Origin of the sequence: Streptomyces sp. NPDC101194 (genome assembly GCF_044767885.1) — a bacterium.
In the GTDB taxonomy this organism is placed as follows: domain Bacteria; phylum Actinomycetota; class Actinomycetes; order Streptomycetales; family Streptomycetaceae; genus Streptomyces.
This window is the reverse complement of sequence record NZ_JBIWOS010000011.1, coordinates 18,698-38,551: the sequence shown is the minus strand read 5'-3', so window position 1 is coordinate 38,551 and position 19,854 is coordinate 18,698. Positions and strand designations below refer to the sequence as shown.

The 19,854-nt window shown below is 69.4% G+C and carries 21 protein-coding genes and 1 pseudogene; 14 read left to right on the top strand and 8 right to left on the bottom strand.

Going from position 1 to position 19,854, the window contains the following annotated elements:
• The first annotated feature begins 14 nt into the window (after positions 1 to 14).
• Complete coding sequence (locus tag ACIRP2_RS31725; protein ID WP_404256340.1) at positions 15 to 1,244, top strand: saccharopine dehydrogenase family protein; 1,230 nt, start codon at positions 15 to 17, stop codon at positions 1,242 to 1,244.
• A 20-nt stretch (positions 1,245 to 1,264) separates the two neighbouring features.
• A complete protein-coding gene (locus tag ACIRP2_RS31720) occupies positions 1,265 to 1,702 on the top strand; it encodes an alpha/beta fold hydrolase (RefSeq protein ID WP_404256337.1) in 438 nt (145 codons plus the stop codon).
• A 43-nt stretch (positions 1,703 to 1,745) separates the two neighbouring features.
• Here ACIRP2_RS31720 and ACIRP2_RS31715 read toward each other — a convergent pair whose 3' ends face one another.
• Positions 1,746 to 2,243 (bottom strand): GrpB family protein, encoded by a 498-nt coding sequence (locus tag ACIRP2_RS31715; RefSeq protein WP_404256786.1) that lies wholly within the window; start codon positions 2,241 to 2,243, stop codon positions 1,746 to 1,748.
• Here ACIRP2_RS31715 and ACIRP2_RS31710 point away from each other — a divergent pair.
• From ACIRP2_RS31710 to ACIRP2_RS31680, 7 genes are all read left to right on the top strand, one after another.
• On the top strand, positions 2,168 to 2,359 hold the full coding sequence (locus ACIRP2_RS31710) for a hypothetical protein (protein ID WP_404256335.1): 192 nt from the start codon (positions 2,168 to 2,170) through the stop codon (positions 2,357 to 2,359). The genes ACIRP2_RS31715 and ACIRP2_RS31710 overlap by 76 nt on opposite strands.
• A gap of 94 nt (positions 2,360 to 2,453) precedes the next feature.
• On the top strand, positions 2,454 to 3,353 hold the full coding sequence (locus tag ACIRP2_RS31705) for a PaaX family transcriptional regulator C-terminal domain-containing protein (RefSeq protein WP_404256333.1): 900 nt from the start codon (positions 2,454 to 2,456) through the stop codon (positions 3,351 to 3,353).
• A 603-nt stretch (positions 3,354 to 3,956) separates the two neighbouring features.
• On the top strand, positions 3,957 to 4,403 hold the full coding sequence (locus ACIRP2_RS31700; protein WP_404256331.1) for an SRPBCC family protein: 447 nt from the start codon (positions 3,957 to 3,959) through the stop codon (positions 4,401 to 4,403).
• A 641-nt stretch (positions 4,404 to 5,044) separates the two neighbouring features.
• Entirely contained in the window at positions 5,045 to 5,509 is a 465-nt protein-coding gene (locus ACIRP2_RS31695; protein WP_404256329.1) for a GNAT family N-acetyltransferase, read from the top strand.
• Positions 5,510 to 5,965: 456 nt separating this feature from the next.
• Entirely contained in the window at positions 5,966 to 6,748 is a 783-nt protein-coding gene (locus ACIRP2_RS31690) for an SAM-dependent methyltransferase (RefSeq protein WP_404256327.1), read from the top strand.
• 408 nt (positions 6,749 to 7,156) lie between these two features.
• Positions 7,157 to 8,041: a GNAT family N-acetyltransferase gene (locus tag ACIRP2_RS31685; protein ID WP_404256325.1), complete on the top strand. Its 885-nt coding sequence runs from the start codon at positions 7,157 to 7,159 to the stop codon at positions 8,039 to 8,041.
• 77 nt (positions 8,042 to 8,118) lie between these two features.
• Complete coding sequence (locus ACIRP2_RS31680; RefSeq protein WP_404256323.1) at positions 8,119 to 8,325, top strand: transposase; 207 nt, start codon at positions 8,119 to 8,121, stop codon at positions 8,323 to 8,325.
• Between the two features lie 147 nt (positions 8,326 to 8,472).
• Here ACIRP2_RS31680 and ACIRP2_RS31675 read toward each other — a convergent pair whose 3' ends face one another.
• Positions 8,473 to 8,832 (bottom strand): DoxX family protein, encoded by a 360-nt coding sequence (locus ACIRP2_RS31675; protein ID WP_404256321.1) that lies wholly within the window; start codon positions 8,830 to 8,832, stop codon positions 8,473 to 8,475.
• A gap of 171 nt (positions 8,833 to 9,003) precedes the next feature.
• The gene (locus ACIRP2_RS31670) at positions 9,004 to 9,498 is read right to left on the bottom strand and encodes a cupin domain-containing protein (protein WP_404256319.1); all 495 of its coding nucleotides are present in this window, start codon (positions 9,496 to 9,498) and stop codon (positions 9,004 to 9,006) included.
• Between the two features lie 81 nt (positions 9,499 to 9,579).
• Between ACIRP2_RS31670 and ACIRP2_RS31665 the strand changes: the two genes are divergently transcribed.
• Positions 9,580 to 10,431 carry a LysR family transcriptional regulator gene (locus ACIRP2_RS31665; RefSeq protein ID WP_404256317.1) on the top strand — a complete coding sequence of 284 codons (852 nt, stop codon included), beginning with the start codon at positions 9,580 to 9,582 and terminating at the stop codon, positions 10,429 to 10,431.
• A gap of 255 nt (positions 10,432 to 10,686) precedes the next feature.
• A pseudogene (locus tag ACIRP2_RS31660) lies at positions 10,687 to 11,232 on the top strand (GNAT family N-acetyltransferase); the annotation flags it as partial.
• A gap of 38 nt (positions 11,233 to 11,270) precedes the next feature.
• On the opposite strand, the gene ACIRP2_RS31655 reads toward ACIRP2_RS31660, so the two are convergent.
• Together ACIRP2_RS31655 and ACIRP2_RS31650 are read right to left on the bottom strand one after the other, a co-directional pair.
• Positions 11,271 to 11,681: a RidA family protein gene (locus tag ACIRP2_RS31655; RefSeq protein ID WP_404256315.1), complete on the bottom strand. Its 411-nt coding sequence runs from the start codon at positions 11,679 to 11,681 to the stop codon at positions 11,271 to 11,273.
• 134 nt (positions 11,682 to 11,815) lie between these two features.
• Positions 11,816 to 12,415 carry a hypothetical protein gene (locus ACIRP2_RS31650; RefSeq protein ID WP_404256313.1) on the bottom strand — a complete coding sequence of 200 codons (600 nt, stop codon included), beginning with the start codon at positions 12,413 to 12,415 and terminating at the stop codon, positions 11,816 to 11,818.
• 155 nt (positions 12,416 to 12,570) lie between these two features.
• On the opposite strand from ACIRP2_RS31650, the gene ACIRP2_RS31645 reads away from it, so the two are divergent.
• Positions 12,571 to 13,632, top strand: a complete 1,062-nt coding sequence (locus tag ACIRP2_RS31645; protein ID WP_404256311.1) for a hypothetical protein — start codon at positions 12,571 to 12,573, stop codon at positions 13,630 to 13,632.
• A 190-nt stretch (positions 13,633 to 13,822) separates the two neighbouring features.
• Here ACIRP2_RS31645 and ACIRP2_RS31640 read toward each other — a convergent pair whose 3' ends face one another.
• Together ACIRP2_RS31640 and ACIRP2_RS31635 are read right to left on the bottom strand one after the other, a co-directional pair.
• Complete coding sequence (locus tag ACIRP2_RS31640; RefSeq protein WP_404256309.1) at positions 13,823 to 14,908, bottom strand: CU044_5270 family protein; 1,086 nt, start codon at positions 14,906 to 14,908, stop codon at positions 13,823 to 13,825.
• Entirely contained in the window at positions 14,908 to 15,573 is a 666-nt protein-coding gene (locus tag ACIRP2_RS31635) for an RNA polymerase sigma factor (protein WP_404256307.1), read from the bottom strand. Before ACIRP2_RS31635 ends, ACIRP2_RS31640 begins: the two co-directional genes overlap by 1 nt.
• Positions 15,574 to 16,762: 1,189 nt before the next feature.
• Between ACIRP2_RS31635 and ACIRP2_RS31630 the strand changes: the two genes are divergently transcribed.
• Positions 16,763 to 17,707 carry a 4-hydroxybenzoate octaprenyltransferase gene (locus ACIRP2_RS31630; RefSeq protein WP_404256305.1) on the top strand — a complete coding sequence of 315 codons (945 nt, stop codon included), beginning with the start codon at positions 16,763 to 16,765 and terminating at the stop codon, positions 17,705 to 17,707.
• 18 nt (positions 17,708 to 17,725) lie between these two features.
• The gene (locus tag ACIRP2_RS31625) at positions 17,726 to 18,625 is read left to right on the top strand and encodes an oxygenase MpaB family protein (protein WP_404256303.1); all 900 of its coding nucleotides are present in this window, start codon (positions 17,726 to 17,728) and stop codon (positions 18,623 to 18,625) included.
• A gap of 400 nt (positions 18,626 to 19,025) precedes the next feature.
• Here ACIRP2_RS31625 and ACIRP2_RS31620 read toward each other — a convergent pair whose 3' ends face one another.
• Complete coding sequence (locus ACIRP2_RS31620) at positions 19,026 to 19,409, bottom strand: VOC family protein (protein WP_404256301.1); 384 nt, start codon at positions 19,407 to 19,409, stop codon at positions 19,026 to 19,028.
• Between the last annotated feature and the right edge of the window lie 445 nt (positions 19,410 to 19,854).

Here is a 19,854-nt window from a genome sequence, read left to right as displayed (position 1 = left end):
GAATGGAGTGCGTGATGAGGATTCTGGCTCTCGGTGGCCCCGGAGCGATGGGTGCCGTGGCGGTACGCGTGGCGGCCGGACTCCACGGCGTCACCGAGATCGTGGTGGCCGACCGGCACCTGGAGGCGGCTCGGGCGCTGGTGCGCCGACTCGGCGAGGACGGTACGGGTGGCGCGGCGTTGCGGGCGCTTGAGGTGGATGTGACCGACAGCGGCGCCCTGCACGCCGCTCTGGAGGGCGCTGACGTCGTCCTCAACACCGTGGGTCCGTACTACCGCTTCGGCCTGACCGTGCTGCGTGCCGCGATCGCGACCGGGACTCACTACCTGGACATCTGCGACGACTGGGAGCCGACCTTGCAGATGCTCGGCCTGGACGAGGAGGCCCGGGCCGCCGGCATCCGCGCCGTGGTGGGAATGGGCGCCAGCCCCGGTGTCAGCAATCTGCTGGCCACGCGCGCCGTCCAGCAGTTGGACCATGTCCAGGACCTGTACACCGCATGGCCCGTCGACGTCTCCGGCACCGGCAGGGACGACGAGCAGCTGAGCGACCCCGACGGGCGTCCCAGCGCGGCCGCCGTGCACTGGATGGAGCAGATCAGCGGGGAAGTGGCGGTGGTCGGTGAAGGCCGGCTCGTCCACCGGCGACCGCTCCTGCCGGTCGCCCTCTCCGTGTCCGCCGGACGCGCCGGCACGGCCTACACCGTCGGCCACCCCGAGCCGGTCACGCTGCACCGCAGCTTCCGACCGGCCGGCGAGGCGGCCAACCTCATGGTCGTCACCCCGGGCACGGTGGCCTACCTCGATGTCCTGCGCCGCGACATCGACGCCGGGAAACTCACCAACGAGACTGCGGCGGCCGATCTGGCCAAGCCCTCGGTGTCCCGGGCGCTGCGGGCCACCGCGGGTGCCATGACCCGCAAGGGGCCGGGGTCACTGCCCCCGTTCTTCGCCACCGCCACGGGCACCCGCGACGGCCGCCGGGTCACTGTTCTGGCCCGGCTCGCCGATACACCCGGTGCCTCGGCGCTGCTCGACGACATGGCGGAGGCGACCGGTCTGCCCCTGGCGCTGGGGCTCGCACAACTACTGGACGGCACCGGTGGCCCTCTCGGTGTCCACCCGCCGGAGACAGCCGTCGACGCCGAACGCTTCTTCCTCGACCTGGCACGCCATGTGCCCGACCTGGTCGGTGACGACGGCCCCTGTGACGGCGTGGTCATCGACGTGACCCCGGCCGAGTGAAACGCAACAGGAGGTACGACGTGCCGGCAGAGTACTGCCGGCACGTCCCACTGGCCGGGCACGTCGAGCGGGTGCTCGACCGACTCGGCCTCACGTCCGCCGTGCACGCCGTGGGCAATTCCCTCGGTGGGGCCATCGCGATGCAGCTCACCGCTCGTGCCCCCACACGCGTGTCCTCGCTGACGCTGCGGCAGGTGGCCCGCGACCTCGGTTCCTGGCGCGGCGTACGTCCCGACTGGCGTACGAAGCCGCTCGCGGAGGTCTCGGCGCTCGATGTCCCCGTGCTCGTCGCCTGGGGCGCCCACGACCGCATCCTCCCCGCCCGTCACCTCATCGACGCCGCGTCCGCCCTGCCCGGGGCACGCATCCACCTCTTCCCGCGAACCGGGCACCTGCCGCAGATCGAGCGCACCGAGGAGACAGCCGCTCTGCTCAGCTCCTTCCGGAACGACCTGTGAAGCGCGTCGCGCGGGCGCGAGGGCCCGGCGTCGGAAGGAACGCTCAGGTCGTGGCCCGGTCGTCCTGCGCGCGCCCGCCGGCACGCCGCGCACGGGCGTGTGCGAGAACCAGAGCCACCACATCGTCCTTGGCCTGGGCGCGGTCGTTCATGTCCGGCCACTCCTCCTTCTTGGCGAGCTCGCGCTTCTTCGCCGCGTACATGTCCCGGTCCGCCCGGTCATGGCGCAGCCAGTCGCGCAGATCGCGGTAGTCCTGGATCTCTCCCGCTCCCTCGCCATGGACGTGCAGATGTGCATCGCGCTCGGGAGTGCGCAGCATCCGATGGCCTCCCTCGCGCACCCGTGGTTCGAACCCTGCTGCCACGAGTGCCGGGACGAAGGATTCCTCGGCGTCGGCGTCCTCGACGATCAGCAGCATGCCGGTGATCGGTTTCGCCGCCGGCCCCGGGCACCGAGGTCGATCCGATGTGCTCGACCCGCGCCGCCTCCCCCGAGCGCACGGCGGACTCTCACGGCGAGCGCCACGAACTGGTCGCCCCAGCCCGGATCGGGGGCGACGACAACGATCGGCCGCGCCTCGCGGCCTCCGATCAGGACCTGGTCGAGGTGGTCGGCATCACTCTCAGTCCCCATGAGCCGACGGTACTCTTTTCGTGAACGATCGAACCGATTCCGATCGCTCCTCGATTCGGCGGTCCGCCGCAGCACCTTGATCAATCGTCGCGACGACGCTCGAAAGGGCCACCACCTCATGCCTGGAACGGATTCACCCCGCACTTCGGAACCGGCCGTCCAGGTCCCCACGAGGACGCTCGTCGAGGCACTGATCCGTACCGACCACACCGTCGACACCGGCGAGCTCTACGCCATCGCCCCACTGCTCGGCATGACCGACCAACAGGTGCGACTGTGCGTCAAGCGGCTGGTCACCGAGGGGCGCTTCGCCCAGGACGGCAGGGGGCGCAAAGCAGTCCTGCGGGCCGTCGGAGCCACCGAGCGGGCTCTCGGGCCCGACGTCGAGTTCGTCGCGCACGCCTTCCAGCAGGACGCGGGCCTCGCACCCTGGGACGGCATCTGGCACCTGGTCGCCTTCGCGGTCCCCGAGACCGCCCGCACCGCCCGCGACGCCCTGCGGGCCGCACTCACCCGGCTCGGCGGTGCCGCCGTGCAGGGCGGGCTCTACCTGAGCGCCAACGCCTGGGAACCGTACGTCGAAGACCAGGCCCGTCAGCTCGATGTCCTCGACCACCTCACACTGCTGACCACGGACAACCTGCGCCAGGGCGACGAACACGAGCCCGCCGCACTCGCCCGCGCACTGTGGCCGCAGGACGAGATCGCCGACCGCTACCGGCGACTTGCCGCCGTCGCCCGACCGCGGCTGCGCCGGCTCCAGGAGGACGCCGACCTCCCTGGTCCCCAGCGGCTGGCCATCGCGATCGAACTGGCTGCGGAGTTCACCCGCGCCATGGAACCCGATCCCCTCCTGCCCCCGGAGCTGCTGCCCCGGCCCTGGGCCGGCACCGAGGCCCGTCAACTCGTCGCGCAGTGCTGGTCGCTCCTGGAGGAGCACGCGGAGGGGGTCGGGCAAGTCGGCCTCTTCCGGCTCTACCGCGATGTGGTCCGCCCGGGAGCCACGACACGCGGCTGAGTCTGTGCGTCGACGTCGGCCGCTCCGCCGACGTTCCGCTCGCCGGCGTGTGCGAACGACTCGCCGTGGGCGGCAAGCCGGGCTCGACGGAGAGAACGGTTCCTTCGGAATCCTTTCAGCTCAGCCCCGTATGGGCCTGTCGGATTGTGCAGCTGGTGAGACCGGCATGAGGCTGGAGGCCGAGTCCGTGGGCGGCCGGACCGGGAGCCCGGTACCGCCGCGCCGAGCCGTCGTGCCGAGGATCACGACGGCCGACCGGCGTGAGCATCCGGGGGCCATCGGTATCGGGTCGACGGCTCGGTCTCGTCGAAGCGGCCATGCGCCGGGCGGTGCGAAGGACGGAGTTCATCCATGGTGCGGTGAAAGCGGTAAGGGATGAGGGTTTCCCGCAGTTCCACGCGTGCTCGGCCGATCGCCCCGTACGAGCGGTGACGAAGCGCTCCGCGCGGGCGATCGACGGAAAGCGCCCGAGTCCCGTCGACGGGTTGCCACGCCGGGCTTCATGGCTCCCCAGCGCCTGCTGTGCCGGACGGCCTCGTCCCGGAGGAACAACGATCGGCAGCCTTCCCATTTCCCTCGTTCTGCAGAAGGAGCGTGCTCAGCGTGGCCCGGAACTACCGTTTGATCCTCAGTTCGCCGTCCGAGGTCTGGGGCCTGCTGTCCGACGGCCACCGCTACGGGGAGTGGGTCACAGGAACCCGGCGGGTCCTCGCCGCGGACCCGCACTGGCCAGAAGTGGGCGCCCGTCTGAAAGTCCGAGTCGGGGCCGGCCCACTGACTCTCGACGACACGTGCGTAGTCCGTATCTGCGAACCGCGACACCGCCTCGAACTGGAGGCGAAGGCCGATCCCTTCGGCGCGGCCCGCATCGCCATGAACTTGATCCCCTGGGGCGACAACACCCTCTTCGTTCTCGACTGGCACCCGCTGCGGGGCCCCGGCACCCGGATGCACGGACTGCCCGTGGATTACATTGTCGCGGTCCGCAACGGCCTGATGCTGACGAAGCTGGCCCGGATCGCGATGCGCGAGCACGGCGAAAGTGATTGAGTCACCTGGCGGAACTCCCGAAGCGGATCGGTTCCCGACCAGGCCCACCCGGTTCGGCCGACCGGCCGTCCGCCGTTTGCGCCTCGGGACTCGTTGGACGTGCGCCCTGGGGTGATCACGGTTCGACTGCCGCCCGGAGGACCAGGAAGTCCTCTCCTTCGATCCTGACCTGCACGCCCGCGGAGGTATCCGCCGGTACGACGGCGGTGGCCGCCGGATCCAGCGGTTCCGCAGATGTTCTGCTCCGAGTTCGGCGCTGCCGGAACGTCCCGACCGTCCGACCTCACGCGCGAGCCGTGGCGGAACCGGAACCGTTGAAGCGCCGCACGACCCGAGGCGCTACGGAGGGCGCTGCCTCATCCGTCTTCGCCATTCCGGCACGACAGGTTTGCCCCGCGCCGTCTCCGGCGCGACGGCGTGTCGTCGCAACTGCCGCCGTACGCAGATCACTCACAGCACACGTGGCGCACCCCTACCTGCTGTCGCCCTCACTCGACCGAGAACGATCGGCGCAGCGTAGAAGCTCCGCAGTGCGGTAGGTCTCAGGGCAGCGGTGATGACGCCGGAGCGCTCGACCGAGAAGCACCGGCCCGGCCGACGGCGGGCGAAAATCCCTTGCAGTGCCTGCATAGGGTGTAGACATGCCGAGTTCACTGCACCTGCAAGAGATCACTCCTGACAATTTCGAGACTGCCATCGACCTGAGGGTCCGCCCCGATCAGGAACACCTGGTGGCACCAGTGATGAAGTCTCTCGCCGAGGCATATGTTCACACCGCTGTCGCATGGCCCCGCCTCATCTGCGACGACGACGAGGCCGTCGGGTTCCTCATGGCCTTCTTCGACATCGACTGGACAGGCAAAGGCACGGACTTCCGCTCCGGGCTCTGGCGCCTCAACATCGCGGCCGGAAAGCAGGGACGGGGCTACGGACGATTCGCGGTGGAGTCCGTGGCCACCGAGATCCGGCGTCGTGGCGGCACACGTCTGACCGCCACCTGGCACCCGGGTACGGATGGCCCGGCAGGCTTCTATCTGGGACTCGGATTCCGCCCGACCGGAGAGACCAGTGGGGATGAGACGGTGGGGGTGCTGGAGCTGGACTGAACCGGGTTTCTGCCACACCGGCACTGGTCGCACCATGACGTCCCGGCCCACACGATGTGAGAACTCCGCAGCCGACGACCCATCAACAGCTGGGTTCAGGACCGGCACGGCGTGCGGATGGGCGCTGTCGATGTCGCAGATCCACGGGCTGCCAGGGTTCTTGCTGCCTGCCCGGTGGCGAGCGGCACACTGCCTCCGGTGCGTATGCACACACGGAATCGATGGATCACGGGACGACGCCGACGTGCTCGCGTATGCGCAGTGGCTGCCGAGACTGCCGTTCCTCTTCGCGCTCACGACCGCTCCGCCCCGGACGCTCAGGGGACGGGCGGCCGCCGATGTCCGTGCAACGGACCGGCCGCAGTGCCAACTCTTCGCGCATGGGCGGGCACACACCATCCTGGCACGCCGAGGCGTGGGCGTGAGGCGCGAACAACCGTGATAGAAGAGGTTGTTATGAAGCACGAGTCATACGATGCAGAGCAATTCCGCAGTGTTGTCCCGCACTCGGCCCGCGTCTGGAACTACTGGATCGGCGGCAAGGACCACTACCCGGTGGACCAGGAGCTGGGAGACCAGGTCATCGCGAGCTATCCCCAGACTCGGGAACTCGCCCTGGCCTCAAGGGCCTTTCAGGCGCGTGCGGTGCGGTATCTGGCCGAAGCGGGAATATCCCAGTTCCTTGACATCGGCACCGGGCTTCCCGTGCAGAACAGCACCCATGAGGTTGCGCAGAGCACCGAGCCGAAGGCTCGCATCGTGTACGTCGACAACGACCCGCTGGTCCTGGCACACGCCCGTGCCCTGCTGACGAGTGCACCGGACGGGCTGACGGACTACGTGCACGCGGACATGCGGGAAGCCGAGCGGGTGCTTGAGGAAGCGGCGCGCACCCTGGACATGTCACAACCCGTGGCCGTCATGGTGCTGTCCACGCTGGGCCACCTCCAGCCGCAGGCAGGCATCGAACTCATGCGGCGGTACATGGCCGGCACAGTGGCAGGAAGCCATCTGGTCCTCTGTGACACGGTCGCCACACCCCAGACGCTGGCCGCGCAGGAGGCGTATGCGTCGGGCGACACCCCGCCGTATCTGGTGCGCCGGCCGGAGGAGATCCTCGCCAGTGCCGAGGGGATGGAGTTGGTCGAGCCCGGATTCGGTTCGATCACTCTCTGGCGAGCCGAGGACGAGGACCTTGCGCCGGTCGACCAGTGGGGATTCGTGGCGCGGAAGGTGTAGCAGTCGACGACTGCCACCGTCCGATGCTCCGAGCCGCTTGCGCATGTGGTCGGCAAAGCGGTCGCAGCACGCTTCGTCGACCACATGGTGTCGCAGGGCGCCCCCGTCCTGGGCCGACCTGGGGCAGGCCGAACCGGGGCACCGGGACCGTTCCGTCCCCGAAGCGCCGGTGTTCGATCACATCAACATGCCGGAGGTCGGCACCCAGGTCGCTGCGGGAGGGGGCGTACCAGCGCGTCCTTCATCGGCTGGCCGAGGAACACCGCGTCGGTGTCTGCCACGGGACGGTCCGCTCCTGCATGGCCGCTCGGAAGCTCGAAATGCCGGCCCGAGTTCCAGGACCCGCACCATGCCGACCGATCGGAATCCGAGTGCGGACCGTCGGTGCCGTGGTGTGCGATCGGGGGCATGGTGATTACGTTGGGCAAGCCGGGCATCGACGGGCTGAGCGGGGCTGTGGGCGTGCTGCGGGAGTGGCAGAACGACGGGGCGCCGATGCAACTGCATCCGGGGGACCTGGGTTGGCTCTGGCGGTTGGGTGCGGAAGCGACCGCCGCGGCGGTCAGGACGTGGAGCCGGGACGGACAGATTCTCGCCGTCGGGCTGCTGGACGGTCCCGGGCTGCTGCGGCTGACGATCGCGCCGGACGCCCAGCGGGACGAGGAGTTGGCGCAGCAGTTGCTCGAAGACGTGACCGAGCCGGAGTGCGGCGTGCTGCCCGAGGGGAGGGTGAACATCGAGACGCCGATGGGCGTACTGGTCCGGGATCTGCTGTGCGAGGACGGCTGGAACACCGACGAGCCGTGGACGCCGCTGCGCCGCGACCTCACCGATCCGGTGAAGGATCCAGGCATGCGGATCGAGCTGGTCGGGCCGGAGCAGGCGCACGTGTTTGCCGCCGTACATCGGGCCGCGTTCGACGGGTCGAGGTTCACGGACGAGCGCTGGTACGCGATGGCGGCCGGATTGCCGTACGTCGACGCCCGGTGTCTGGTCGCGTGGGACGACCAGGGCAACGCGGTGGCGGCGGTGACGGTGTGGTCGGCCGGTCCGGACAGGCCAGGATTGCTCGAACCGATGGGCGTACACCGGGAACATCGCCGTCACGGTCACGGCGAGGCGATCACCCTTGCCGCGGCGTCCGTACTTCAGGAGCTGGGCTCGTCGAGCGCGCTCGTCTGCGCCCCGAGCTCCAATGTCGGCGCCGTCGCCACCTACAAGTCAGCCGGCTTCCAGCAGGGCCCCGAGGTCAGGGATCAGTACCGGGACGCCAGGGGCGGGCATCGGAAGTAGATCCCGGACAGCAGTGATCCCGGTCTGCGGCACGTGACGACCTGACGGGCGCACAGTGGACCTGGCTCCAGCCGCTGTTGCCGGGGCGGCCTCCGACACAAATCCGGCGGCAACCGATCGATGCCAGGAGATGGCGAACCCGGATCGGGGCGCCGTGGCGGGATGTCCCAGAACACTCCGGACCCTGGGGCCGGGTGTACTACCTGTTCTGCCGCCGGCAGCGGTACGGGACCTGGACCGCTGCCTCACGCAACTCCGGGCCCAGGCTGAGGAGAAGGGCCTGATCGCCTGGGACGTTCACGAGTTGCGACGGCAGATGTGCGCCTCACCGAGCAGCGCGTGGACGGCATGTTCGATGTTCATGAGGAATGACAGCGGCCGAGGGCCGGCCGGCCCGGTATGCGCATCCTCCGGTCGAGGACCGTGCTCGATCACAGCCTGGTGGCCAGCCAGATGGTCACCGCCGCGGTGGCGGTGAGCCCGACGTTGAGTGCGATCCGGCGGTCTTCGCCGGTCAGGTGCATGGCGATCGCACCGGTCTGCAGGAGGACGAAACCGATGGCCGCGGCCGGCGCCAGCGAGGGTGCGATGCCGGTCAGAGGTGGCAGGACCAGGCCGGTCGCGCCGAGTATTTCGACCGTCCCCAGCGCCCTGAGGGCGGGCAGGGGTACGCGGTCGACCCAGGCCATCATCGGGCGGAGTCGGTCGCGGCTGCTGATCACCTTCAGCGTTCCCGCGTAGCAGTAGAAGAGGGCGAGCAGTCCGGCGACGATCCAGTAGGTGATGTTCATCGTTCCCGTTCATGGGCCACCGGTTCGCCGGGCCCGTCGATTGCGTCGATTGCCGGGGAAGCCCCTGGAGAAGGCCCGGTCCGTCGTCCGAGGGGGCCGGACGGGAAGGCGGCAGCGCCACGGCCTCGCCGGTCGCAAGGCGGGTGGCTGGGCCGTTCCTTCCCATCGGCTTCAGGCGCGGTCGGTGGCGGGCTCGGTTGCGTAGCGGCTCATGGCATCGATGTCGGCCTGTCGCGTCAGCGGCCGGCCGCCGGTGAGCACCTCCTGGAGGTCTCGGAAGTACTGCACGTACAGGTCGGGGGTGAATGTGCTGAGCATGACGGCGGGCTGGTCGGTCAGGTTGGCGAAGGTGTGCGGGGTGCCTGGCGGAACCATCACGAGCGTGCCCGTGGTGGCGTCCTGGTCCTCGTCCCCCACGGTGAACCGCACGGTGCCGGAGAGGATGTAGAAGCCCTCGTCGTGTTGGGCGTGGCGGTGCTGCGGCGGTCCCTGGGTGCGCGGGGCGAGGACGGACTCGGCGATCGCGAGGCGGTGCCCGGTGGGGCTGCCGTCCTCCAGGACGCGCATGCGCGTCGTGCCCAGAACGATCGTCTCGCCGTCGCCGGGACCCACCACCGATACGGCGGGGTCGGTCTGCGGCTCGCTGGTCTTCGCTTCTTCGGTCATGCTCACCAGTGCACCGCCGGGGCTCTGCCGGTGTCCAAGACCCATCCCGCAGCGGCGATACCTCGTGGGTATCGTTGCAGCGTGGAACTACGGACCTTGCGCTACTTCGTGGCGGTCGCCGAGGAACTCCACTTCGGCCGGGCCGCCACCCGACTGCACATGAGCCAGCCGCCGCTGAGCCGGGCGATCAAGCAGTTGGAGGCCGACGTCGGGGCCCTGCTCTTCGCCCGCTCGCCCACCGGCGTCACGCTCACTCCGGTGGGCAGGGTGCTGCTCGACGAGGCGCGGGCCCTACTCGACCATGCCGACCGCGTCCGTGCACGCGTGAGCGCGGCGGCCGGCGTCGCGATCCTCACCGTCGGCATCCTGGGCGACGGCACCGACCCGGGAGTGTCCAGGCTGGCCGCCGCCTACCGACGACGCCACCCCGGCATCGACATCCGCGTCCGTGACACCGATCTGACCGACCCGACGTGCGGGCTGCGCGCCGGACTGGTCGACGTCGCCCTCACCCGGGCGCCGTTCGACGAGACCACCCTGACGATGCGTGCGCTGCGAACCGATCCGGTCGGCGTGGTCCTGCGCGCCGACGATCCGCTGGCCCGCTGCGACCGGTTGCGGCTGGCTGAGCTGAGTGACCGCCGCTGGTTCCAGTTTCCACAAGGCACCGATCCCATCTGGCAGTCGTACTGGAACGGCGGCAGGCCGCGTGAGGGCCCCGTGGTGCGCGCAGTCCAGGAATGCCTGCAGGCCGTGCTGTGGAACGGCACGGTCGGTCTGGCCCCGCTCGGACACGACCTGTCCGCGGAGCTGGCCCTGGTACCGCTGGCCGACATGGCGCCGAGCCGAGTGGTGGCGGTGTGGAACGAAGGTGACACCAACCCCTTGATCCGATCCTTCATCGAGATCGCGACAGCCGCGTACCGCCACTGAGCGCTGCAACTGGTGCCGCATCCTGTGAACCATTCGGACGCCGCGGCCCTCGGCACTGCCTCCCGAAGCCGGGTTCTGGCTCGACTTCTGTGGCGTCGGACAACGTGATGGCACGGGTCCTTCGGGCCGCGTCCCTGACAGGCGTGGCTTATAGGGCCCGGCCCCGTCGGTGATTTGAGGGCGAGGCCCGGGTCGATGGGTTGATCGGTCGGCGAGTCTTGATCGCTTCTGAGTCTGCTGGTTAGGTTGGCCGGCATGACCGACCACGGAGCCCTCGCCTGGCCACCTGCCCCGATCAAGACCGAGCGGCTCGTACTCCGCGAGTCCGAGGCCCGGGACCGCGCGACGGCCATCGAGCTGAACGCCTCGCCAGAGGTGAACACCTACCTTGGTGGCCCTCGACCGCGCGCCGAGCTCGAACGCATGATGCCCGAGGTGCCTGGGCAGCGCCGTGGCTGGTTCGTGGTCGAGCTCGACGGAGCGATGATCGGCACGATCCAGCTCAAACCGCATGCCCCCGAGAGTCCGAGCAACCACCGTCTGGCGGCCGGCGGGACCGAGCTCGGCTACTTGTTCCTGCCGCAGGCGTGGGGCCGGGGGTATGCCACCGAGGCGTGCACAGCGGCACTCGACTGGTTTGCCGGCGCGCTGCCCGGTGAGCCGGTGGTGCTCTACACCCAGAGCGCCAACACCCGCTCGATGCACCTCGCGGCGAAGCTGGGGTTCACCGAGCTGGAACGGTTCGAGGCGTGGGGTGCCGAGCAGTGGTTCGGCGTGTGGTCTTCGCTCACGCCGCCGGCGAAGGCTGCTGGTCACGCCGCCACAGCGTGTCAGTGGGCTCAAGAATCGAGCACGGCGGCGACGGCCTCGATCTCGACGAGTCGGTCCTTGTAGCCGAGCACGGTGACGCCCATCAAGGTGCTTGGGACGTCATGGTCGGCGAACGAGTCCCGGACCACCTCCCAGGCAGCCACCAGGTCCTCTCGCCGGGCCGATGCGACCAGAACCCTTGTGCTGATGACGTCCTGGAGTGACGCACCTGAGGCAGCGAGGGCAGCCTGCATGTTCTCGATGGCCTTCGTAGCCTGACCCGCGTAGTCACCGATCGCTGCCGTGGAGCCGTCCTCGTTCAGCGGACACGCCCCGGCGAGGAAGATCAGGCGTGACTCAGCGGGCGCCGTGGCCGCGTAGGCATACTCGGCAACGTCGGACAGGGAGGCAGAGCGGATCAACGTGATGGCACGAGCCATGGTCGGCGGGTCCTTTCCCATCGGGGGCTTGAGCTCGGACATCCTGCCAAGCCCTTTTGGTACCCGCCCCCTTTCGCAATGCGTGGTGCTGCGGGGGATCGGTCCAGCCCGTCCCCGCAGCACCAGCAGGGCTACTACCTGTCGAGCTTGTGCGACGCCTCCCAGTGCCCGTCCTTGAGGATGTTTTCGTAGTAGGAGTTCGGGAACTTGTTGGTCGCGCTCGGCAGGCGCTTGTCATTGCGGAGGATCCTGCTGTAGCCCTTGAAGACGGCCATGGACATGTGCAGGCAGTTGTTCGTGTGGACGGCGTATCCGCGGTTGCGGACCGCGGTGTACCAGGACTGCGCGGTCTTCAGGTCGCCATCTGCGGTGTTGATGCAGCGGTAGCGGGTGTAGTACAGCTTCTTGGTGCCGGGGAAGTTCACCTTGGTGAACGTGGCGCGGGCCTGCTCCCACGTGCCGCCGCGGATCCAGCCGGCCTTCGGCCCATTGACCGTGCTGCCGAAGGACCCGTAGATCCAGTGGTTGCTCCTGGCACGGTCCTTGACGATGAAGGCCGCGTGCCCGATGTTCATGTTCTCCACCACCCCGTCGGGGGCGTTCACCATGCAGACCCGGCCGAGCGTGGCGGCTTCGGCAGGCGCAGGGCCGGCGACGACCCCGCCCGTGAGCAGCACAACCGAGGCCGCGGTCGCCACGGCGGCCCGCTTGAGATTTTCGTGAAGATTCGTCATCAGGTGTCCCATCTGCACTCGGCCCTCCGGGTCACCCGGTTGGTGACCTGCTGGAAGGGCCGTTGACCGCAGATTGGCCAGAGGCTCGATGACCCGCCACACTCTGGCTTCCCGGTCATCAACCGGTCATCAAAAGACTCCACGAAGGAGCCCACATGAGTGGTCGACAGGGGCGGCAGGAAAGCTCCATCGATCCGGCGCACGGCCCCCAGGCGCTCTTTGCCCAGCAGCTGCGCGACCTCAGGAAGACCTGCGGATCACCCACCTACCGGGAACTTGCCTCCTGGACACGGAAGATCCGGACGCCCTACTCCGACACGACGCTCTCCAGCGCCGCCCGCGGTCACGAGCTGCCGTCATGGGACGTGACGTCTGCGTTCGTCAGAGCCTGCCTCTCCTACGCAAAGGCGAGCGGGGAGCAGATCGAAGCGGATGTCAGTACGTGGGCGTCACGGTGGCGGAACGCGAAAGCAGAGCTCTCCCCGGACGGTCCTCCCTCATTGCCAAGCCAGGAGAGCGAGGAGTCCCGCCAGGAGAGCGAGGAACCAGGCGAGGAAACGCCGACCACCCTGACCGAGGCACCGCCGGTTGCCCCCGATGCTCGAGCACGGCTGCGTACGAGCGGCAAGAAGGTGGGGTGGGCCCTCGTGGGGATCGCCGTGGTGGCGGCTGCGGTTCTCGTCGGCCGATTCATGGCTGCGCCCAAGTCCGCGACGGCTGACACCAAGAGCCCCGGTGCGGCCGCCGCACCCGGTGCATCCGCATCGCCCACTGGCGAACCAAGCCTGCTTCCATCGGCGCCGACAACGGACGCAGACCTCGACGGCGACTACCGCTGCGCCCGGCCCCGGTTTCTCAATGGTCTGTCGTGGTCGCCGTGCACCTCTGTCGATGCGGCAGAACTGACATTCGTGGTGCGCTTGACCAACAGCGGATCCGATCCGGTAAGGGTCAGAACGAAACTCGCCTATGTCCGCGCAACCGTTCCCCACCCCTGCCCCGCGCGGTGGGGAACCGGCGTGCAGCTCACAGTGAAGCCCGGCACGAGCGTGATGAGCCCTCCGGACAGCTGCGTCGTGGACAAGCAGCCCGCCTCGGCGTTTCAGGCAGTGGCCTGGGTCGGCCCGTCCCTGCAGGCAGCGTGGGACTACCGCGAAATGTCGCCCACCGTCCATGTCCAGGCCGACGGAAAGACAACCGTCTGGGCCGGCGGATGAAGGAGGAGGTCCACCACGCAGAGCACGGGGAAGCAGAAGCTTCCTCACCACCGACTGCCGCGGGTCCGCCGGACGGGCGGCTGCACGCGCGGGCGTCCAGGCGCCGTGTGCTCGGCGTGCCTGGCGGGGGGCAGAGAGCGACCGGTGCCGAGGGTGCTGGGTCACTCCCCGGCCCCGGTCGCTGTCGGGGTCAGGTCGTCGTCGGCGACTTCTCCGTCGACGGCCTCTCACGGAGGGTGTTGACGACCGCGCGCTCCAGGACCGCCGACTTGTTGATCAGGGTGCCCTTCTCGCCCATGGAGGTGTCCCTGATGAGGTAGCTCCGTTCGCCGAGGTACTCCAGGGTGGTCGAGTTGAAGATCCAGGTGGTGCGGTCACCGGTGCGGGTGTTGTCGCGGGCCACACCGATCCCGTGCCGGCCGGCCGCGTCCACCGCGTCGGAGTCGACGGTCACGCCGGGGATCTTCGCGGCGGCCTTGTACAAGGCGGCCGCGGTCTGCGGCGGCATCACCGTCTCCCGCAGCAGCTCACCGATGGTGTCGAAGGTGTCCTGGGCCTGGTCCCGGTCCTTGGCCGGGGTGTTGCGCTGGTCCTGGTCCCGGGCGATCTCGGTGGTGAGCCGCTGGAGCAGGGCATCGGGATCGGTGGGTAGCGAGGCCAGCCATGTGTACGTCGGCCGGCTGAGGCCTGCCGGGTAGCCGACGGCGGGCTCGCCGTCCGGGACGCCGACCTCGATCGGGTAGTACGAGCCGTCCTCGTGGATCAGGCCGACATCGATCACCGGTCCTGCCTTCTGCGACATCCAGACCTCACGCTCGCGGGGCTTGGTCAGCTTCACCGGGCTGCCGAGCTTGCCGTCGTTCTCGGTCTGCAGTGTCTTGACGTACACGAACTGGTCGTCTGTGACCTTCTGTTCGCCCTTCTTCGCGGCGACCGAGGCGATCCGGTCGAGCAGCACGGCCGCGCCACGCGGGGGCGTGGCCCGGGAACCCGTGCCTGTGGCGGACGGTGCCGGAGCGTTGTCCTGGCCGGTGGCGGCGAGCGTGGTCAGCAGCACCCCGCCCAGAGCCAGTCCGGCGGCGGGCAGCAGAACGGCGGGGCGCAGGAGACGGGGGCGGGTGGAGGTGCGGTCGCCGTCCTGTTCGATCAGACGCATCAGGGTGTCCTTGTGGTGGAGATGACGGCCAGGGGGCAGGTCCCGTTCGGCCGGGGCCGGCAGCAGCCGGGCCAGTTCCTCGCGTTCGGCCCGCTCGAGGCCGGAGGTACGGTCGTTCATCAGGCTTCCTCCTGGATGGGCAGGGCCACGAACGCGGCCCTGCTTTCTACCTCTCCGCGGCCGGGGCGTGGTTCCCTCCCGGACCGGACCGGTTCTCCGGGGTGGGCTTCCCGCGCGGACCCACCCGGCGTCCAGCCGAGTTCCTCGTCGGTGAGCCGACGCAGCCGGGTACGGGCACGGGACAGCCGCGACCGCACGGTGCCCACCGGAATGCCCAGCGCCTCGGCGGCTTCGGCATAGTTCAGCCCGGACCAGACACAGAGGGCCAGCACCTCGCGTTCCTGGCGGCGGAGTCCGCCCAGCGCCTGCCGGACCGCGGCGAGCCGCCGTGCGTCGTCGACGCGTCCGACCGTGGCATCCGCGATGTCCGCCACCAGTTCCGGGGCGGGGCGGCGGGCCAGGAAGGCCAGGCGCCGCCCGATACCGCGGTTGGCGTTGCGTGCCTTGTTGGTGGCGATACCGAGCAACCACGGCCGCAGCGAGTCGCCCTCCGGGTCGACGGCGTGACGGGTACGCCAGGCCGCCAGGAAAGTCTCGGACAACACCTCCTCGGCCGTCGACCAGTCGCCCGACAGCCGGTAGGCGTGGTTGTAGACCTTCCGCGCGTGTTCTTCGTAGAGCGCGGTGAACGCCTCGCGGTCGCCCGCCCTGATCCGTGCGCGCATGCACTCCCGATCTCCCTGCTCATCACTTCTCACACCCTCTACCTCTCCGGCCCGACCGAGGGGTTCCCGTGACCCGCGCCACACCGTGGGGCCACTGATACCGGACGGCCGGATCCACAGACCACGGGTGAGACGCAACCTCCCTCGTCCATCCCGGTGCCGGCCGAACCGGTTACCAGTTGGTGGAATGGCTGGCGCGCGGTGCCACCCGGACCTCTCACGGCCCGGGCCGCCGAAGTTCCGGACCGGGTGCTTTGCGGCGTTGTCGGCCGGATGGTGCTGATCCCGGGTGAGTTGATCCGTATCTCCCGTACCGGGAGCCCCTAGTTGGGCGGCATGCGCAGTGAACACACGTCACTACCGTTTGCAATCAATAGGGGGCGGATGTCACGGCCGAAGGAAACCGACTGAACCGGCACGCTGACGATGCTGCACACCGCCGTGATGAACACGGGGACCGATCCGCGCGATGCCATCGGCAAGGGCATGGAGAAGCTGGAAGCAAGAGGGCAGGCCACACAGGAGTCCACCGAGCAGGCCGTGGTCGACGAACTCAGCCGCATGCGGACGGAACCTGCGCGAGGCCCGGGACCGGCTGACGGCCGGCGGAGACATGCTGTACACGGAGGTGCGCCGGGCCGTCACCGCACTGCAAAGCGAGATGCACGGGGTGAGGGAAGCAATCGAAGCCCTCACCCCGCTCGCCCCGCCCATGACACCGACGCCGCCCCTCACCGGCAACGGACGCGTACCTGCCGCCCACGCGGCACCGCCGCCGGAAGCCGCCGAACCCTTCACACCGGCCGCCGGGCAGGACCTGGGCATCGAGGCCACGACCACCCACGACGCCACGCCGCAGATCGCAGCGACCGTCGTGATTCCGGAACAGCGCGACAGCGATGGCCCGGGCAGCTCGGACAACCCACTGATACCGGTGGATGAGCTCCGGCGCGCGGTACGCGACGCCCCACACTCAACGGGATCGTGTGGAAGGTGCGGTGTCCAGCCGCTTCCTGACCCGGAACGACCTGGACAACAGCCGGGCTAACTGCCCTGCGACGTCAGGCAGTTCATGTCGGCGTATCACCGACTGTGATCCACCGCTCGAGATCGTTCGAAGGCACCACCCAGCCGGGGCCAGGTCGGGCCGATCGGCATGCAATCCCCCTGGAAGGGGACATGAGTCGGTATGACCGTCGCCTCACGAGCCCCGGCCCAAGTCCCGACTCACGTTCCGGCCCGAGGCTGTGTCGCCCGGTTGGTGGGGCGGGCCCCCGCCGGGGTGCGGCCGTATCTGGAATTGCTGCGGCTGGACCGGCCGGTGGGGGCCTGGCTGCTGGTGGTGCCCGGATGGATTGCCCTGGGAGCGATCGCCGGGCCCCGGGACGGGGGCCTGCTCGGGCTGCTGCTCCTGGTGTACGGGGTGCTGTCGAGAGGGGCCGCCTGCGGGCTCAACGATGTGCTGGACGCGCGGTTCGACGCGCAGGTGCCGCGTACGGCAGGGCGGCCCGTCGCCTCCGGAAGGCTGGCGGTCGGGCGGGCGCTGGTGTTGTGTGTCGTGGTGGGGGCCGTCGCTCCGCTGGTGATGGGCTTCTGGAGTGTGGAGGCCGTGGTGTGGGCGGCGGTCGGGGCGCCGCTTGCGGCGGTGTATCCGTATATGAAGCGGGTCACCCACTGGCCGCATGTGTGGCTGGGGATCACCATCAACTGGACGGTGCCGCTGGTGTACGGCCTGCTCACCGGAGGGCTCGGGCTCGGGGGCGGGGTGCTGTACGGGGCGCTGATCTGCTGGGCCGTGGGGACGGACGTGATCTACGCCTGCCAGGACCGGGAGGCCGATGTGCGGGCCGGGGTGCGGTCGGCCGCCGTGCTGCTGGGGCTGCGTAGCCGGGTGCTGGTGGGCGGCGTGTACGCGGGGTGTGTGGTGCTGCTCGCCTGGTTCGGGGTCGTGGCCGGGCTCGGGCCGCTGTACTGGCCCGGACTGTGCGTGGTCGCGGGGCAGTTGGGATGGCAGGTGTGGCGGGCCGACCCTGCGGATGTCGGAGCCTGCGGGCGGGCGTTTGGTACCAATCCCCTGTGCGGACTGCTCATCCTCGTGGCCGTGCTCGCCGGACGGGTCGGTACCCTCGGCTGAGGGAAACGGATCCTGGAGGTGTCGGTGGGACTGCGGGAACGGATCGCGGCGGAACTCACCGCGACCATGCACGGCGGGGATCTCAAGCTGGAGCGGTACGCCGGGCCGCCCGGTGATCCCGGGCTGTTCGGGATCACGCCGGGGGATCCGGTGTGGAGGGTGCACGGGCAGGCTACCGGGATGCTCATCGGCGGCTTCGCCGCGCTCATGCTCCAGTCGCTGCATCCGCTGGCCATGGCGGGGGTCGACCAGCACTCCGACTTCCGCGCCGATCCGGTCGGGCGGCTGAACGGAACCGTACGGTTCATCACCACGACCACGTTCGGTTCCTCGGCCCCCGCCCGCGAGGTGATCGACCTCGTCCGGCGGATCCACACCCGGGTGCACGGCACCGCCCCCGACGGCCGGCCGTACCGCGCGGACGACCCCGACCTGCTCACCTGGGTGCACACCGCCGAGGTGCGCAGCTTCCTCGCCGGCTATCAGACCTACGCGCCCCGGCAGCTCCGGCTGACCCCCGCCGAGTGCGACGACTACTACCGCCAAGTCGCCCCCATGGCAGGGGCGTTGGGCGCACGGAACGTACCGCTCACGTCCCTCGAAGTCGAGCGATACCTGGCTCGCCTCCGCCCCCGACTCCACGCCACTGCGGCCGCGTTGGACTCGGTACTGTTCCTCCGTCGCTTCGGACGCACACGACGGGAGCGGCTGGTCGTAAGCCTGCTCACGAACGCCTCGGTCGGGCTGCTCCCCGACTGGGCCCGCACCGAACTCGGCATCCACCGTCCGGCCCCCGTCCGCACCGGCTGGGACCGGCCCCTGGCGACGGCCGTCGGACGCACCCTCCAGTGGGGGCTCGGGCCCTCCCGGATCCAGGCAGCCGCACGGGGGCGGCTGGCGGGGGCGGGGCAGGGATGACGTCGAGATCTTCGAGGCGTCCGGCAGCAGCACGCTTCGATGGAGGGGGACCGGCGGCTCACCGGGTTTCATGACCGGGCGCGGTCAGACTTTCGCACTCGCCCCCCGGGCCCGGTCTTCGAACTCCCGCCTGCGCCGCGACGCCCTGCACTTCCCAAGCTCTACGGGCAGGGAGGTACACCCACCCCAAGTTCTGCGAGCAGGGAACACCCCCACTCGCCGCACTGGGCACAGACCCATGTACATCCGGTACGAGAGCCTGCACCCGGCACTTCCTCAAGCTCTCCGAGCAGAGGGGGTGCCCCCCCGGAGCACGCACCTGACGCCGCGGCGCCCGCCCTCCTGGCGGACGACAGGAGTTCGACGACAGCCCTTGCCCGCGCCGGATGGTGCGTGTGCTTCAGGAACTCACCGCGGCTCGGTCGGAATCGCTGCGAAGGACACAGAATTCGTTGCCTTCAGGGTCGGCAAGGACTGCCCAGCCAGAGCCATCGGGGTTCCGGTGATCGGTCACAAGGGTGGCGCCGAGGCCCAGCAGCCGTTCCACCTCCTGCTCACGCGAGGTCTCGGGACGCAAACACAGATGGATCCGGTTCTTGATCTTCTTGGACTCGAGCACCTGGTTGAAGTACAGCACTGGTCCGTCCGTCAGCAGCACCTGAGTCTCCTGGTCACCCGGTCTGTCCTCCGGATGCAGTGGACAGCCAGTCACCTTGCTCCAGAACCGGGCCAGCTCATAGGCATCCGCACAGTCGATCGCCACGTTCTGCAATACCGAAACCATGCGCGCAAGCCTTCCTGACTTCCACCCCGGACGCCACCGAGGTGCCCTCGGCCTTCGCGCACAGCGCCGCGCCGCGTCCGATGCCTCGCGCCGGCCCACCAGGGACTCCGGGACAGCCATGAGTCGTGGTCGGGTGGCGACGGCTCGCGTGGCCGCCCGCCCTGGGGCGGGCAACGCCGATGCGCATGAGGACCTCGATCATCTGTACTGCGTCGCCCCACCGACAAGCGCATCGTCCAGGACCGAGATGTGGTCGCCGGCCGGGTTCACGTCGGTATGGGCGGGACGGACCCGTCCCGACCCGGTGTGGCTGACCACCCCGTAATCGTCGGACGAAACGAAAGGCCTGGGACGTGACCCGATAGTGTGCACGTAGAAATTTCCTTTCCCACGTAGCGACAGAAGCCCCGGACAAGCCTGTCGTCCCGGGCCGGAAGGCGCTTCC